The 15,841-nt window shown below is 74.6% G+C and carries 10 protein-coding genes; 3 read left to right on the top strand and 7 right to left on the bottom strand.

Annotation, left to right across the window (positions count from 1 at the left end; translation table 11 throughout):
- Positions 1–12: 12 nt before the first annotated feature.
- Positions 13–798: an SGNH/GDSL hydrolase family protein gene (locus ACZ6S5_RS14760; protein WP_466000646.1), complete on the bottom strand. Its 786-nt coding sequence runs from the start codon at positions 796–798 to the stop codon at positions 13–15.
- A 203-nt stretch (positions 799–1,001) separates the two neighbouring features.
- On the opposite strand from ACZ6S5_RS14760, the gene ACZ6S5_RS14755 reads away from it, so the two are divergent.
- Entirely contained in the window at positions 1,002–2,537 is a 1,536-nt protein-coding gene (locus ACZ6S5_RS14755) for a M1 family metallopeptidase (protein ID WP_466000645.1), read from the top strand.
- Between the two features lie 196 nt (positions 2,538–2,733).
- Here the strand turns inward: ACZ6S5_RS14755 and ACZ6S5_RS14750 are convergent, their stop codons facing one another.
- The 3 genes from ACZ6S5_RS14750 to gltB all read right to left on the bottom strand — a co-directional run bounded on the left by ACZ6S5_RS14750 (position 2,734) and on the right by gltB (position 10,828).
- Complete coding sequence (locus ACZ6S5_RS14750) at positions 2,734–4,446, bottom strand: MFS transporter (RefSeq protein WP_466000644.1); 1,713 nt, start codon at positions 4,444–4,446, stop codon at positions 2,734–2,736.
- 213 nt (positions 4,447–4,659) lie between these two features.
- Positions 4,660–6,168 carry a glutamate synthase subunit beta gene (locus ACZ6S5_RS14745; RefSeq protein ID WP_466000643.1) on the bottom strand — a complete coding sequence of 503 codons (1,509 nt, stop codon included), beginning with the start codon at positions 6,166–6,168 and terminating at the stop codon, positions 4,660–4,662.
- A complete protein-coding gene (gltB, locus tag ACZ6S5_RS14740) occupies positions 6,161–10,828 on the bottom strand; it encodes a glutamate synthase large subunit (RefSeq protein WP_466000642.1) in 4,668 nt (1,555 codons plus the stop codon). The genes ACZ6S5_RS14745 and gltB overlap by 8 nt, the downstream gene beginning before the upstream one ends.
- A 146-nt stretch (positions 10,829–10,974) precedes the next feature.
- On the opposite strand from gltB, the gene ACZ6S5_RS14735 reads away from it, so the two are divergent.
- A complete protein-coding gene (locus ACZ6S5_RS14735) occupies positions 10,975–11,817 on the top strand; it encodes a GNAT family N-acetyltransferase (RefSeq protein ID WP_466000641.1) in 843 nt (280 codons plus the stop codon).
- 15 nt (positions 11,818–11,832) lie between these two features.
- Here the strand turns inward: ACZ6S5_RS14735 and ACZ6S5_RS14730 are convergent, their stop codons facing one another.
- On the bottom strand, positions 11,833–13,020 hold the full coding sequence (locus ACZ6S5_RS14730; RefSeq protein ID WP_466000640.1) for an FAD-dependent oxidoreductase: 1,188 nt from the start codon (positions 13,018–13,020) through the stop codon (positions 11,833–11,835).
- Positions 13,021–13,031: 11 nt separating this feature from the next.
- Entirely contained in the window at positions 13,032–14,273 is a 1,242-nt protein-coding gene (gene lgt, locus ACZ6S5_RS14725) for a prolipoprotein diacylglyceryl transferase (protein ID WP_466000639.1), read from the bottom strand.
- A gap of 103 nt (positions 14,274–14,376) precedes the next feature.
- Here lgt and ACZ6S5_RS14720 point away from each other — a divergent pair, with 103 nt between their 5' ends.
- Positions 14,377–14,901 carry an NUDIX hydrolase gene (locus ACZ6S5_RS14720; RefSeq protein WP_466000638.1) on the top strand — a complete coding sequence of 175 codons (525 nt, stop codon included), beginning with the start codon at positions 14,377–14,379 and terminating at the stop codon, positions 14,899–14,901.
- Positions 14,902–15,034: 133 nt separating this feature from the next.
- Here ACZ6S5_RS14720 and trpA read toward each other — a convergent pair whose 3' ends face one another.
- Entirely contained in the window at positions 15,035–15,838 is an 804-nt protein-coding gene (gene trpA, locus ACZ6S5_RS14715) for a tryptophan synthase subunit alpha (protein ID WP_466000637.1), read from the bottom strand.
- Positions 15,839–15,841 lie beyond the last annotated feature (3 nt).

Genomic DNA, 15,841 nt, shown 5'->3' with positions numbered 1-15,841 from the left:
GCGTCGCGTCGGTCAGCCGATGGCGGCGGTCAGCGCGGCCAGGTAGCCGTATCGATAGCCGTCGGCGTCCGGGTGGTACGCCTCGATCACCCCGCTGACGTCGTGGATCCACGGGTCCGCGGCGCAGACCCCGTGGCCGGCGAAGAACGACCGGGCGTCGACGTAGCCGGCGCCGGCCGCGCCGGCCCGGGCGGCGATGACCCCGTCCAGCACGTCGGCGGCCTCGTTGAGGATGGTGCGCTTGTAGCTGCTCATCGCGAGCAGCCCGCACCAGCCGGTCTCGAACAGCCGCGGGTAGCCGAGCACCACCAGCCGGGCGTTGGGGGCCCGGTTCCGGATCGCGGCGTACGTGGCGTCGAGCCGGCCGGGCAGCACGCCGGTGGCGAACGCCTTGGCGCCGGCGACCGCGTTCTCGCAGTCCGTGGTGCTGCCGAAGCGGCAGCTGGTCATCACGTCGGCGAAGCCGGCGTCGTTGCCGCCGATGGTGATGGTCACCAGGGTGGTGCTGGTGCTCAGCGCGCCGACCTGGCCGTTGATGACGTCGGCGGTGACCGCGCCGCCACAGGCCGGGAAGCGGAAGCTGGTGACGGCGTGGGCCGCCGCCCAGAGCGGGGCGTACGACTTCTGGCTGCGCAGGCAGGTGGAGAGGTCGTACGGGCCGGCGCCGACGCCGGAGGAGTACGAGTCGCCGAGGGCGACGTAGTTGACGGTGGCCGCCTGGGCGACGCCGGGAACGACGACGGCGCCGAGAACGGCCGCGAACAGCGCGGCCAGCGCGGTGCGGACGCGACGGGACATGACAGGACCTCCACGAGGCAGGTGGTGGTGGAGCCCGTGGTCCGCGCGCGTGGCCAGGGGGTGGATGGCTTGTTACTAGTCGGTAATGCTATCGAAACATTCGCACGAATTGAATAGCCGGGAACGTCGTCACGGGGCAGACGTGTTCACAACCGTCGATTAGGTTGGCGGTGCGTACACCCCCGATGGAGGGAGTCCACCTCGTGCGACGTGTACTCACGGCGGCCATCGCCGCCCTGACCGTCACCACCGCCGGCACCGTCGTGACCGGCGCCCCCGGCCACGCCGCCCCACCGGGCTGGGGCCGGCCGCGACCCGTGTCGGTCACCCCGACCCCGGGCAGCCCCGGGCTGGGCGACAGCTACTTCCCCGACTACGGCAACGGCGGCTACGACGTCGGCCACTACGACCTCCGGCTGCGCTACGAGCCGGCCACCGACCGGCTCAGCGGCACCACCACCATCCTGGCCACGGCCACCCAGGACCTGTCCCGGTTCAACCTGGACTTCGCCCTCGACGTCGAGTCGGTCCGGGTCAACGGCTGGCCGGCGACCTTCGCCCGGGAGGGCGACCACGAGCTGGCCGTCACCGCGCCCCGACCGATCGTCAAGGGCCAGCCGCTCACCGTCGTGGTGAAGTACGCCGGCGTCCCGTCGCAGACCAAGGTCTACGGCTACACCGGCTGGACCCGGACCGCCGACGGCGCGCTGGCGGTCAACGAGCCCGAGTCGGCCTGGTGGTGGTTCCCCAGCAACGACCACCCGCTGGACAAGGCCACCTTCGACATCTCGGTCTCCGTGCCCACCGGCGTCGAGGTGATCAGCAACGGGGTGCAGCCGCGCGCCCCGCTCCCCGAGGCCGGCGACCGCACCCGGTGGAGCTGGCGCAGCACCAGGCCGGGCGCCACCTACCAGGCGTTCATCGCCATCGGGCAGTACGACATCGTCACCGACACCGCGCCGAACGGGCAGCCCGTGGTCAACGCGTACAGCACCACGCTCGGCGACCGGGACGGGGCCGCGCGGGCCAGCATCGAACGCACCGCCGAGGTGATCGACTGGGAAAGCGGCGTGTTCGGGCCGTACCCGTTCGAGGCGCAGGGCGGCGTGGCCGGGCCGATCGACGGCATCGGCTTCGCCCTGGAGACGCAGACCCGCCCGGTGTACGGGCCCGGCTTCTGGCGGCGCGGGTCCAACCCGTACGTGGTGGTGCACGAGAACGCGCACCAGTGGTTCGGCGACTCGGTCTCGGTGGCGGACTGGAGCCAGATCTGGCTGAACGAGGGCTTCGCCTCGTACGCCGAGTGGCTCTGGTCGGAGGAGCAGGGCGAGGGCACCGCCCAGGAGCTCTTCGACTTCACCTACGCCGGCTACCCGGCCGACTCGGACTTCTGGCAGGTCCTACCGGGCGCGCCGGGCGCGGCCAACATCTTCGACGACGCGGTCTACGACCGGGGTGCGATGGCCCTGCACGAGATCCGGCTGGCCGTCGGGGACGACGCGTTCTTCCGGATCCTGCCGGCCTGGACGGCCGAGCACACCTACGGCAACGGCACCACCGCCCAGTTTCAGGCGCTGGCCGAGCGGATCTCCGGCCAGGACCTGGACGGGGTCTTCACCACCTGGCTGTTCACCGCCGGGCGTCCCGAGCTGACCGCCGCCACGCGTACCGCGTTGTCGCCGGCACAGCCGCGGTCCTGGGCGCGGATCCGGGCGGGGCACGAGCTGCTGGACCGCTGACCGGCGTCCGCCGGGGCCCGCTCCTCCACCCTCGGAGCGGGCCCCGGCCGCGTCAGCCCACCGTGCCGCTTGGTGAAGGTCCGTGGTCCGCCCGGCCGCCAAGCCGGCAACGCGACCACGGCACGGCGGCACAACCTGCCACCCGGCAGCACGACCCGCTGCACGGAGGGCAACCAGCCGCACGGCGGCACAACCGTCAGGCGACGGGGCAACCATCCCGATGCGCCGCGACCGGTCGGGGGGCAAGGGTCAGTCGAGAGCGGCGACTGAAGCTGTGGGACGCGCAGGCCGCACAGTCCTGGGCCGCGCGGGCGCCCCGGCTGGAGCGGAGCCGGCCACGGCCGGGACGCGGCGTGCCGGGATGGGCGCCCGCCGGAGATCCGCCGGTCAGCCCGATGGACGGACCACCGGCCGGCAGCGCCGGAGCCCCGCCGGCCGGCACCGCTGTGGGGAGGCCCGGCCGGGCCGCCACGGCGACGCCCGACAGGGCCGACGACACCCGGGACCGCGCCGCCGGGAGGGCCACGGAGCGGGCCGGGGCCGTGCCAGCCAGCCCCACCGGGCGGAGCATCGCGGCATGGCGCGCGGCGCCGAGGCCCAGGCCGGCCGGGCGGACCACCCGGGCGGCCGTGGCGGCGGCCCGGCGAACGGGCAGCACGACGGGTCCGGCCAGCACGCGGGTGAGCCGGCGCTCGCGCAGCCGGTCCAGGGTCACCCCGGCCACGGCGGTGGCCACCGCGGTGACCGTGCCGGCCAGCACCAGGGTCTGCCGGGGGCCGGCGGTCTCGGAGAGCCAGCCGAGCAGCGGCGCGCCGACGGCGGCGGAGACCGAGCCGGTGACCGCGATGGCGGCCAGCACCCGGCCCCGCATGGCGTAGTCGGTGTCCAGCTGGGCCCGGGTGCCGACCGTGGTGTCGATGACCACCGCGGCGGCCGCCACCGGCAGGATCACCGCGGCGAAGCTCAGCGTGCCCGGGGCCAGGCCGGCCACGACCTGCAGGGCGCTGGCGAGCAGGCCGGCGCCGACCAGGACCGCGTAGCCCAGCTCGCGGCGGCGGGCCGCGGCCAGCGCGCCGAGCACCGTGCCGACGGCGAAGACGGTGGAGAGGAAGCCGTAGCCGGAGGCGCCACCGCGCAGCGGCCCCTCGCTCATCGCCGCCATGGTCACCTGGTAGTTGCGGCCCAGGCTGCCGAGCACGAACGACAACGCCAGGGCGACCAGCACCACCGGCTGGCGCAGCAGGTAACGGAAGCCGGCCCGGATGCCGCCGTCCGCCGGGGCCGCCTCGGCCTCCGACGACTCCAGCTCGCCGGTGTGCCGCTCCCCCTCGCGTACGGCGAACAGGGCGACGACGACCGCGACGAAGCTGGCGGCGTTGGTCGCGAAGAGCAGCGCCGGTCCGACGACGGCGGCCACGACGGCGCCCAGGCTCATGCCGAGGATCCGGCCGGCGGAGTTGGTGAGCGAGCCGAGCGCGAGGGCGTTGCCGAGGCTCTCCCGGTCGACCAGGGTCGAGGACCAGCGGCCCATCACCGGCCCCTCGATCGCCGAGACCGCGCCGGTGACCAGGGAGATCGCGTAGATCGCCGGTAGCCCGCCGGCGCCGGTGACGGCGACCACGGCCAGCCCGGCCGCGAGGGCCGCGTGGGCCGCCTGCGCGACGATCAGCAGCGGCTTGGCCGGCAGCCGGTCGGCCAGCGCACCGCCCCAGACGGAGAGCACCAGGGTGGGTAGCGCCTGGAGCAGGACGGTGAGACCCATGGAGGTCGCCGAGCCGGTCTCCGACATGACGTACCAGTTGACCCCGAGGACCTGCATCCAGGTCCCGATGACCGATACGAAACCGGCGCCGGCCCAGATCCGGTAGTTCCGGTGGCGTAGCGCGGCGAACGTGGCGCCGAGAGCCACGACAACCTCCCCGTCCAGACGGTGACAAAGACAAAGCCGGACCCCTGCGGTCCGGCCAGCCGACAAGTCTGGCGGCGGTCAAACGTCCTGACGACAGTTGGTGATTGGGTTCACCGGGGAGGTCGGGCGTCCGGGGCGGCTCGGGCACGAACCGGACCGGGAACGACGGCACCCCGGTCCGGGACGGACCGGGGTGCCGTCGGGCCGGACGGGTCAGCCGGCGGCCAGGGGCTGTCGGGCCGGGTCGACCGGCGCGGGCAGTGTGCCCACCCCGTCGAGGTAGGAGTGGATGGCCGCGGCGGCGGCCCGCCCCTCGGCGATCGCCCAGACGATCAGCGACGCGCCCCGGTGCATGTCCCCGGCGACGAAGACTCCGTCGGTCCCGGTCTGCCAGTCGGGGCGGGCGTCGACCGCGCCCCGCCCGTTGCGGCTCACGCCGAGCTGGGTCAGCAGCGGCTGCTCCTCGGTGCCGTCGAAGCCGATGGCCAGCAGCACCAAGTCCGCCGGGAGTTCCCGCTCGGAGCCGGGCAGCACGGTGACGATCCGCCGGCCGTCCCGCTTCTCCACGGTCACCTCGGCGATCCGCACCGCCTTGACCTGGCCGGTGCCGTCGTCGACGAACTCCTGCACCGCCACGGCGAAGACCCGCTCGCCGCCCTCCTCGTGCGCCGGGTAGTTGCGCAGGACCCACGGCCAGGTGGGCCACGGGTCGCGGGCGGCGTCCCGGCCGGCCGGGGGCTCCGGGTAGAGGTCGAGCTGGTGGACGCCGGCCGCGCCCTGCCGGTGGGCCACGCCGAGGCAGTCGGCGGCGGTGTCGCCACCGCCGATGATCACCACGTGCCTGCCGGCCGCGTCGATCGGCGTGCCGTCCGCAAGGGCGGCCAGCGCGGGTCGCCCCTCGCCCGCCGCGGCGACCACCCTGTTCGCCGCGACCAGGTGCGCCATCGCCTGGTGTACGCCGCGCAGCGCCCGGCCCGGAGTCTCCGGGGTGTCCCGGCCCTGCAGCGCGCCGCAGGCGAGCAGCACCGCGTCGTGCTCGGCGCGCAGCTGCTCGGCGGTCACGTCGACGCCGACGTTCACCCCGGTGCGGAAGCGCACCCCCTCGGCGGCGAGCTGGGCCACCCGCCGGTCGATGTGCTGCTTCTCCAGCTTGAAGTCCGGGATGCCGTACCGGAGCAGGCCGCCGATCGCGTCGTCCCGCTCGTACACGGTGACGCCGTGCCCGGCGCGGGCGAGTTGCTGCGCGGCCGCCAGCCCGGCGGGGCCGGAGCCGACCACGGCGACGGACTTCCCGGTGGGTGCCGGGGCCGGCCGGGGGCGCAGCCCGCCGCGGGCCACCGCCGCGTCGGCGATCTCCACCTCGACCTGCTTGATGGTGACCGGCTGCTGCCCGCCGAGGCCGAGCACGCAGGCCGCCTCGCAGGGTGCCGGGCAGAGCCGGCCGGTGAACTCTGGGAAGTTGTTGGTGGCGTGCAGCGACTCCACCGCGGCGTCCCAGTTGCCGGTACGGACCAGGTCGTTCCAGTCCGGGATGCGGTTGCCCAGCGGGCAGCCGTCGTGGCAGAACGGGATGCCGCAGTCCATGCACCGGGTGGCCTGCTCGCGGATCAGCTCCTCGCCGGCCGGCGGGTACACCTCCCGCCAGTCCATGATCCGCACGGGCACCGGCCGGCGGGCGGGCAGCCGCCGGTCATAGCGCAGGAAACCGTTCGGGTCAGGCACGAGCCACCTCCTGGGCGACCGCCCGCGGGGCGGGCGGCACCGGCGCGGCGGACGGCGCCGTGAGGGCGCTCATCACCGCGTCGTCGACGTCGTGGCCGGCGGCTTCGGCGGCCCGCATGATCTCCAGCACCCGGCGGTAGTCCCGGGGCACCACGGCGGTGAACTCCTCCACCGCCTCCGGCCAGCGCTTGAGCAGCTCCTCGGCGACCGCGGAGTCGGTCTCGGCGAAGTGCCGCTGCACCAGCTCGTGCAGTCGGTCCCGCTCCTCGTCGCGCAGCGGCGACAGGTCGACCAGCTCGGCGTTGACCAGCTGCCGGTCCAGCTTGTGCACGAACGCGGTGCCCCCAGACATGCCGGCGGCGAAGTTGCGTCCGGTCGGGCCGAGCACCACCACCGTGCCGCCGGTCATGTACTCGCAGCCGTGGTCGCCGACGCCCTCCACGACGGCCACCGCCCCGGAGTTGCGCACCGCGAACCGCTCGCCGACCCGGCCGCGCAGGAACACCTCGCCGCCAGTCGCGCCGTAGAGGATCGTATTGCCGGCGATGATCTGGTCCTCGGCCCGCTCCCCCGGCCCGGCCGCGTCGCCGACGAACGGCGCGGCCTCGTCCGGGCGGACGACGATCCGGCCGCCGGAGAGGCCCTTGCCGACGTAGTCGTTGGCGTCCCCCACCAGGCGCAGGGTGACCCCGCGCGGCAGGAACGCGCCGAAGGACTGGCCGGCGGTGCCGTGCAGCAGGATCTCGACGGTGTCGGTGGGCAGGCCGGCGCCGCCGAACCGGCGGGTCACCTCGCCGCCGAGCATCGCACCGACGCTGCGATGCTCGTTGCGGACGGTCAGCTCGATCCGCACCGGGCTACCGTCCCGCAGCGCGGGCTCGGCCATCGTGATGAGCTGGTTGTCCAGGGCGAGTTCGAGGCCGTGGTCCTGCGGCCGGATCCCGCGCCGCGCCGCACCCTCGGGCAGCTCCGGCAGGTGCAGCACCCGGCCGAGGTCGAGCCCGTGGCCCTTCCAGTGGTCGATCGCCGGGGTGACGTCGAGCAGCTCGGTGTGCCCGATCGCCTCCTCGATGCTGCGGAAGCCCAGCTCGGCGAGGTAGCTCCGGACCTCCTCGGCGAGGAAGAGGAAGAAGTTCTCCACGAACTCCGGCTTGCCGGTGAAGCGCTCGCGCAGCACCGGGTTCTGGGTGGCGATGCCGACCGGACAGGTGTCCAGGTGGCAGACCCGCATCATCACGCAGCCCTCGACGATCAGCGGGGCGGTGGCGAAGCCGAACTCCTCGGCGCCGAGCAGCGCCGCGATCAGCACGTCCCGGCCGGTCTTGAGCTGGCCGTCGACCTGCACGGTGACCCGGTCGCGGAGCTTGTTGAGCAGCAGCGTCTGCTGCGCCTCGGCCAGGCCCAGCTCCCACGGGGTGCCGGCGTGCTTGAGCGAGTTGAGGGGAGACGCGCCGGTGCCGCCGTCGTGGCCGGAGATCAGGATGACGTCGGCCTTGAGCTTGGCGACGCCCGCCGCGACGGTGCCCACGCCGACCTCGCTGACCAGCTTGACGTGCACCCGGGCGGCCGGGTTGACGCACTTCAGGTCGTGGACGAGCTGGGCCAGGTCCTCGATCGAGTAGATGTCGTGGTGCGGCGGCGGGGAGATCAGGCCGACGCCGGGGGTGGCGTGCCGGGTCCGGGCGATCCACGGCCAGACCTTGTTGCCGGGCAGCTGGCCGCCCTCGCCGGGCTTGGCGCCCTGGGCCATCTTGATCTGCAGGTCGTCGGCGTTGACCAGGTATTCGCTGGTCACCCCGAACCGGCCGCTGGCGATCTGCTTGACCGCCGAGCGGCGGGCCGGGTCGTGCAGCCGCTCGACGTCCTCGCCGCCCTCGCCGGTGTTGGACTTGCCGCCGAGGCGGTTCATCGCGATGGCCAGGGTCTCGTGCGCCTCCGCCGAGATCGACCCGTACGACATGGCGCCGGTGGCGAACCGCTTGACGATCTCGCCGGCCGGCTCCACCTCGTCCAGCGGCACCGGCGGGCGTACGCCGGCACGCAGGGTGAACAGGCCGCGCAGCGAGCCCGCCTTGGCGGCCAGCTCGTCGACCTTCGCGGTGTACTGCCGGAAGACGTCGTACTGGCGGCTGCGGGTGGCGTGCTGGAGCAGGAAGACCGTCTCCGGGTTGAACAGGTGCAGCTCACCCTCGCGGCGCCACTGGTACTCGCCGCCGACCTCCAGCCGGTCGGTGGGCCGCGCGCCCGGGGCCGGCCAGGCCAGGGCGTGCCGGGCGGCGACCTCGGCGTGGATCTCGGCCAGGCCGATCCCGCCGATGGTGCTCGGGGTGCCCCGGAAATACCGCTCGACCAGGCGGGTGTCCAGGCCGACCGCCTCGAAGACCTGCGCGCCGCAGTACGAGGAGACCGTCGAGATGCCCATCTTGGACATGATCTTCAGGACGCCCTTGCCGAGCGCCTTGACGTAGTTGCGGACCGCCTTCTCCGGGTCGACACCGGCCAGCCCGCCCGTGGAGATCATGTCCTCCACCGACTCGAAGGCCAGGTACGGGTTGACCGCCGCCGCGCCGTACCCGATCAGCACGGCCGCGTGGTGCACCTCGCGGCAGTCGCCGGACTCGACGATCAGCGCCACCTGGGTACGCGTCTGCTCGCGGACCAGGTGCTGGTGCACCGCGGCGGTGAGCAGCAGCGACGGGATCGGGGCCAGGTCGGCGTTGGAGTCCCGGTCGGAGAGCACCAGGATCCGTACGCCGTCCTCGATGGCCTCGGAGACGTGCCGGCAGATCTCGGTGAGCCGGGCCTTGATGCCGGCGCCGCCGTCGCGGACCCGGTAGAGCCCGGAGACCCGGACCGCCTTGAAGCCGGGCAGGTCGCCGTCCTCGTCGATGGAGAGGATCTTGGCCAGCTCGTCGTTGTCGATCACCGGGTAGGGCAGCACGATCTGCCGGCAGCTCGCCGGGCCCGGGTCGAGCAGGTTGCCCTCCGGCCCGATGGTGGCCGCCAGGCTGGTCACCAGCTCCTCTCGGATGGCGTCCAGCGGCGGGTTGGTGACCTGGGCGAAGAGCTGGTGGAAGTAGTCGTAGAGCAGCCGCGGCCGGGTGGACAGCGGGGCGATCGGGGTGTCGGTGCCCATCGAGCCGATCGGTTCCGCGCCGCTGCGGGCCATCGGGGCGAGCAGGATCTTCAGCTCCTCCTCGGTGTAGCCGAAGGTCTGCTGCCGGCGGCGGACCGAGTCGTGGGTGTAGACGATGTGCTCGCGCGGGGGCAGCTCGTCCAGCTCGATCAGGCCGGCGTGCAGCCACTCCTGGTACGGCTGGGCGGCGGCCAGCTCAGTCTTGATCTCGTCATCGGAGACGATCCGGCCGTTGACCGTGTCGACCAGGAACATCTTCCCGGGCTGGAGGCGGCCCTTGGCCACCACGGTGGCCGCGTCGAGGTCGAGCACGCCCGCCTCGCTGCCCAGCACCACCAGGCCGTCGGCGGTACGCCACCAGCGGCCGGGACGCAGCCCGTTGCGGTCGAGCACGGCGCCGACGATCTCGCCGTCGGTGAAGGCCACCGAGGCCGGCCCGTCCCAGGGCTCCATGAGGCTGGCGTGGAAGCGGTAGAAGGCGCGCTTGTCGGCCCGCATCTGCGGGTCGTTCTCCCAGGCCTCGGGGATCATCATGAGCACCGCGTGCGGCAGGCTCCGCCCGGCCAGGTGCAGCAGTTCGAGGACCTCGTCGAAGTTGGCCGAGTCGGAGGCGGCGGGGGTGCAGACCGGGAAGACCCGGCGGATGTTGCCGGGCACGTTCGGGCTGCGCAGGAGCGCCTCGCGGGCCTGCATCCAGTTGCGGTTGCCGCGGATCGTGTTGATCTCACCGTTGTGCGCGATGAAGCGGTAGGGGTGGGCCAGCGGCCAGGAGGGGAAGGTGTTGGTCGAGAAGCGGGAGTGCACCAGGGCGATCGCGCTGACCACCCGGTCGTCGGTCAGCTCCGGGTAGAACGCCGGGAGCTGGTCCGGGGTGAGCATGCCCTTCCAGACCATCGTCCGGCCGGACAGCGACGGGAAGTAGGCCGGCACGCCCCGCTCGGCCGTCTCCCGCTCGACCTGCTTGCGCAGGCAGAACGCCACCCGGTCCAGGTCGAGCCCGGTCAGCGGGGAGCCGGCCGGGCCGGCCGGCGAGTCGGTGAGCCGGTGCGCGGCGAGGAAGAGCTGCCGGACCCGGGGCATCGCCGCGAGGGCGGTCTCGCCGAGGCCGCTCGGGTCGGTGCGGACGTCCCGCCAGCCGAGCACGTCCGCGCCCTCGACCAGCGCGTACTTCTCCACCACCTGACGGGCGCGGGACTCGGCCGCGTCGTCGTCGGGGAGGAAGACCAGGCCGGTGGCGTACTGGCCGGCGGGCGGCAGCGGGAAGTCGACGACCTCCCGGAGGAACGCGTCCGGCACCTGGATCATGATGCCGGCGCCGTCGCCGGTGTTGTGCTCCGCGCCCCGGGCACCGCGGTGGTCCAGCCGGCAGAGCGCCGCGAGGCCGTTCGCGACGACCTCGTGCGATCGGCGCCCGTGCAGGTCGGCCACGAACGCCACGCCGCACGCGTCGTGCTCGTGCGCGGGGTCGTACAGCCCCGTCGCCTGCGGGGCCGGTTGCGGGCTGAGAGGGTACGGAAAGGCCACCGGGCCTCCTGTCGTCACTCAGGTTGGATCATGGTCGGGACGACGTCGGCCCTACTGGGTTTTATTGAGTCTACGTTAGGGCGTCGGGCGCAAGGCCAGTTCAGATTGATCACACTTCCAGAATCTGGGACGTGTAGTCTCGCGCGGTGGATGTCGTACGCGCTGACGTGCTCGACCGGTTGGAGCGGTTCTACGACGCGGTGCCCCGGGATGCGGCCCGTGCGGAGGAATACGGTTCGCTGGTGCTGTTCGTCCGGGACGGTGCCGGTTGGCCGTTCTACGCCCGGCCCCGGCCGGGCGCCACCGAGCCGGCCTCGCTGGCGGACGTGACCGCGGTCCGGGCCCGGCAACGGGAGCTGGGGCTGCCGGAGGCGTTCGAGTGGGTGCACGAGCTGACCCCGGACCTGCTCGCGGTGGCCCGCTCGGCGGGGCTGTCCGTGCTGGAGGCGCCGCTGATGGTGCTGGACCCGGAGCGGTTGCCCGAACCGGCGACGCTCAGCGACGTACCGGTGCGGGTCCTCGACCCGGCGGATCCCGGCTTCGCGGCCGACGTGGCGGTCCGCCGGGCCGTCGCCTCGGTCGGTTTCTCGAACGGCGGCACCGCGCGGGGCGACGCCGGCCCGGCCGAGCGGGACGCCGCGGTCGCCCGGCTGGACGTGGCGGCGCTGGAGGAGGAGGCCGCCCGGATCGCCGACGGCCGGCGCATCTCGGTGCTCGCCGACACGCCGGTGGACGGGGCGCTGGCCAGCGGGATGGCGATGCGGGTCGACGACGTCGCGGAGGTCGCCGGGGTCGCCACCCTGCCGGCTTCCCGCCGCCGGGGCCTCGGCGCGGCGGTGACCGCCGCCCTCGCCCGCGAACTGCGTGCCGCCGGCACCGACCTGATCTTCCTCTCCGCCGGCAGCGAGGAGATCGCCCGGGTCTACCTGCGGGTCGGGTTCCGCCGGGTCGGCACCGCCTGCATCGCCGAGCCCGCCGCCGTCATCTGACTCGTACCTGTCGGGTCAGGCGGGCGGCTGCCAGGACGCGGCGGCCGCCGCCGCGGTGCTGCGCAGCCGGGGGCTGATCGTGCCGAGCGCGGCGTCGCGGGCGCGCAGCGCCAGCCGGCCCCGGGTCTGCAGCACCGCCGACATCCGGCGGGTCTGCCGCACCATCGTCGCCGCGCGGGGCCGACGCAGCCGGTCGTACGCGGCCACCGCGTCGGGGAGGCGGGACTCGCGCAGCAGCGCGGCGAGGGTGGCCGCGTCCTCGAAGGCGAGGCAGGCCCCCTGGCCGAGGTGCGGCGGCATGGCGTGCGCGGCGTCACCGAGGAGCACCACCCCACCGGGGCCGGCCGGGAAGCCGTACGACCGGGGCAGCGGCCGCAGCTCGCGGATCTCCTGCTGCACCAGGTCCGTCGGGTCGGTGGCGTCGAGCAGCTCGGCGATCGGCGCGGGCCAGTCCGCGTACCAGCGCTTGAGCAGGGCGAGCTGGGTCTCCGGCGGCTCCGGGCGGGGCGCGCCGGCCGCGGTGGCCACCCAGTAGACGCCGCCCCGGCTGGACCCGCCGGCCGCGCCCCGCTCGCCGAGCGAGGCGGCCACGAAGCGGTAGCCGGCGCCGAGGATCTCGCCACCCACCTGCTGCTCGGCGGCGAGCCGGGGCACCCGGTACCAGGGGATCACCGCCCGCCAGGCGGCGCACCCGGAGCTGACCACCTGGGCCTCGGGGGCGAGCTGTCGGCGGATCTCGCTGTCGATGCCGTCGGCGGCGACCACCAGGTCGGCCTCGACCGTGTGCCGGCCGTGGCCCACCGCCGGGCGCTCCCCGGCGACCGCGCGTACGGTCCGCACGGTCACCCCGGTACGCAGCTCGACCTGGTCACCCAGCCCGGCGATGAGCGCGTCGTGCAGGTCCTCCCGGTGCACCACGACCGGCATCCGCTCGGCCGGGGTGGGGCGGGGCTGCACCAGCCAGTGCCCGTCCGGGCGGCGTACCCCGCCGTCGGGCAGCGGGGTGGCGATGGCGTCCAGGCCGGCGCCGAGCCCCAGGGCGCGCAGCGCGCGTACCCCGTTGGGCCAGAGCACGACGGCGGTCGGCTCCGGGCGGACCCGGTCGGCCCGTTCCAGGAGGGTGACCCGCCAGCCGGAGCGGGCCAGCACGCCGGCCACCGCCAGCCCGCCGAGGCCGGCGCCGACCACCACCGCGGTACGCATGGTTCCCCCGCTCAGCTGTCCCGGTCGGCGGGGCGGGCGCCCGTGGCGCCGGCCCGGTCCGCGTCGCGCGGCGTCGCGGCGTCCTCGTCGGCCGCGGCCCCGGCGTCCCGGTCGCCGGCCGGCGCGCGGCCGCCGTCGGCCGCACCCTCCGCGCCCGCTTCGGCGTCCACCCCGTTCGGCGTCCCGGCCGCCTCCGTCGGCGCACCGGCGGCGTCGGTGGGCGCCGGCTCCTCGTCGGGGACCACTCCGGTCTCCCGGTACGCGCGGAACTGCTCCTCGGTCACCACCCGGTAGCCCTCGGGGGCGACCGCCTGCGGGCCGGCCTCCCGGGCGGCGAGGTCGACCTGGGACAGGTCGCCGCCGGCGGGCGGGACCGGGGCGGCCGGGAGCCCTACCGGGACCAGGTACTCCCGGGGCCCGCGGACCCGCACGAAGTAGGCCAGGGCGCCGAGGAAGACCAGCAGCGAGGTCCACACGTTGACCCGCAGGCCCAGGATGTGGTTGGCCTCGTCGGTGCGCATCAGCTCGATCCAGAACCGGCCGGCGGTGTAGCCCATCACGTAGAGCGCGAAGGCGCGGCCACGGCCGAAGCGCAGCTTGCGGTCGAGAAGGTAGACCAGGACGGCGACGCCGACGTCCCAGAGCGCCTCGTAGAGGAAGGTCGGGTGGTAGAGCCCGGGCTGCAGGACCGGGTTGCCCGCGTCGTCGCGCAACGCGTGCCCGGGGTTGTCCGGGTCCATCACGTGCACCTGCAGGCCCCACGGCAGGCTGGTGGGGCCGCCGTAGAGCTCGTTGTTGAACCAGTTGCCGAGGCGACCCACCGCCTGGCCCAGCGGCAGGCCGGGGGCCAGCGCCTCGGCCACCACGGTGAGCGGGATGCCGAGCTGCCGGGCCCCGAACCAGGCGCCGACCGCGCCGCCGGCGACGGCTCCCCAGATGCCGAGGCCGCCCTCCCAGATGTAGAACACCTTGATCCAGTCGCCGTGCGCACCGAAGTACTTCTCCGGCGATGTGATCACGTGGTAGATCCGCGCGCCGACGATGCCGGCCGGCACCGCCCAGACCGCGAGGTCGAGCACCGCGCCGGGGGCGACGCCGCGCTGCCGGAGCCGGTACTCGGTCACCACGCAGGACAGCACGATGCCGAGGATGATGCAGAGCGCGTACGCCCGGATCGGAACCGGTCCGAGCTGCCAGACGGCGGTGCTGGGGCTGGGCAGGGCCGCCAGTGGGGTCATCGGGGCGAGGGTCACGGGTGCACACGGTACCTGTGCGGACCGTGCTGGCGGCACCCCGGTCCGGTCGGGTTCGCCGACGGGATGACTTCTGGTTTGCACCGTCGTACGCTCTTTGTCCATGAGCGCGCTCCGCTGGGCGGTCGCCGCGGTCGTCGTCGACCAGGCCGGCCGGGTGCTGCTCTGCCGGCAGGCCGGCGCCGGCCGGCGGTGGGCACTGCCCGGCGGGCGGCTGCGCCACGACGAGAGCCCGCCGCAGGCCGCCGTCCGCGAGATCCGCGCGGAGACCGGCCGGGAGGTCGACCTCATCGACCTGGTCGGGCTCTACCGGCTCGGCGTCCCGGACGCTCCGCCGCCCCCGGCCGGCCGCTGCGGCGTGCTGCCGGGCGTGCTGGTCCACGTCTTCCGCGCCCGGGTACGCGCCGACGGTCCGGTCGCCACCCCGGCGGCGGGCTGCCACCTCGACTGGCACCCGCCGGACGCGCTCCCGGAGGCGCTGACCCCGACCACCCGGGCCGCCCTCGCCGACGCCCTCGCGGGCCGCTCCGGCGTGCTACGCGAGGCTCCGCCGGGGCCAGACCATGCCGGACCGGTGGCACCCGGGCCTCGGGGTGAACCGGACGGCAGTCCGCTCGCCCGGCACTGAGGGCGTGCCTCCCGAACCGCCTCCGCCCGGCGGCCGGACGCCGGCCCATCGCCGAGGACAGCCCGGCCCACGGCCGAGGACAGCCGGATCCCGGCCCACGGGCGGACGGCGGGCGACCAACGGCGAACCGGCCTCAGCGGACCGGGTTGCGGACGCCCTCGGCGAGTTCGGCGCTCAGCGTGCGCAGGGCGGACAGGCCGGCGGCCTGGTCCGGGGCGTCCAACACGCAGCGGACGAGGGCGCTGCCGACGATGACGCCGTCGGCGTACCCGGCGACGGTGCCGGCCTGCATGCCGGTGCCCACGCCGAGGCCGACGCCGACCGGCAGGTCGGTCACCTCCCGCAGCCGGGAGACCAGGATCGGGGCCGCCGCGGAGGTCTGCGCCCGGGCCCCGGTGACGCCCATGATCGCGGTGGCGTAGACGAAGCCGCGGCAGTGCTCGACGGTCATCCGCAGCCGCGCGTCGGTGGACGACGGGGAGACCAGGAACGTCCGGTCCAGGCCGTACGCGTCGGAGGCGGCCAGCCACTCGTCGGCCTCGTCGGGGATCAGGTCCGGGGTGATCAGGCCGGTGCCCCCGGCGGCGGCCAGGTCGCGGGCGAAGGCGTCCACGCCGTACTGCTCGATCGGGTTCCAGTAGGTCATGGTGACGACCTGTGCGCCGGTCGCCGCGACCGCCTCGATGATGCGCAGCGTGTCCGCGGTCCGTACGCCGCCGGCCAGGGCGATGTCGCTGGCCTTCTGGATGACCGGGCCGTCCATCACCGGGTCGGAGTACGGGATCTCCACCTCGATGACGTCCACGCCCGCCTCGACCATCGCCGTCATCGCGGCGATGCTGCCCTCGACGGTCGGGAACCCGGCCGGCATGCAGCCGACCAGCACGGCCCGCCCGTCGGCGCGGGCCTTGTCGAAGGCGACCCCGATCCGGCTCACGAT

The sequence above is a fragment of the Micromonospora sp. NPDC051924 genome (assembly GCF_055586005.1).
Note: the sequence above shows the minus strand (reverse complement) of the source record. Positions and strands in the feature narration are given on the sequence as shown.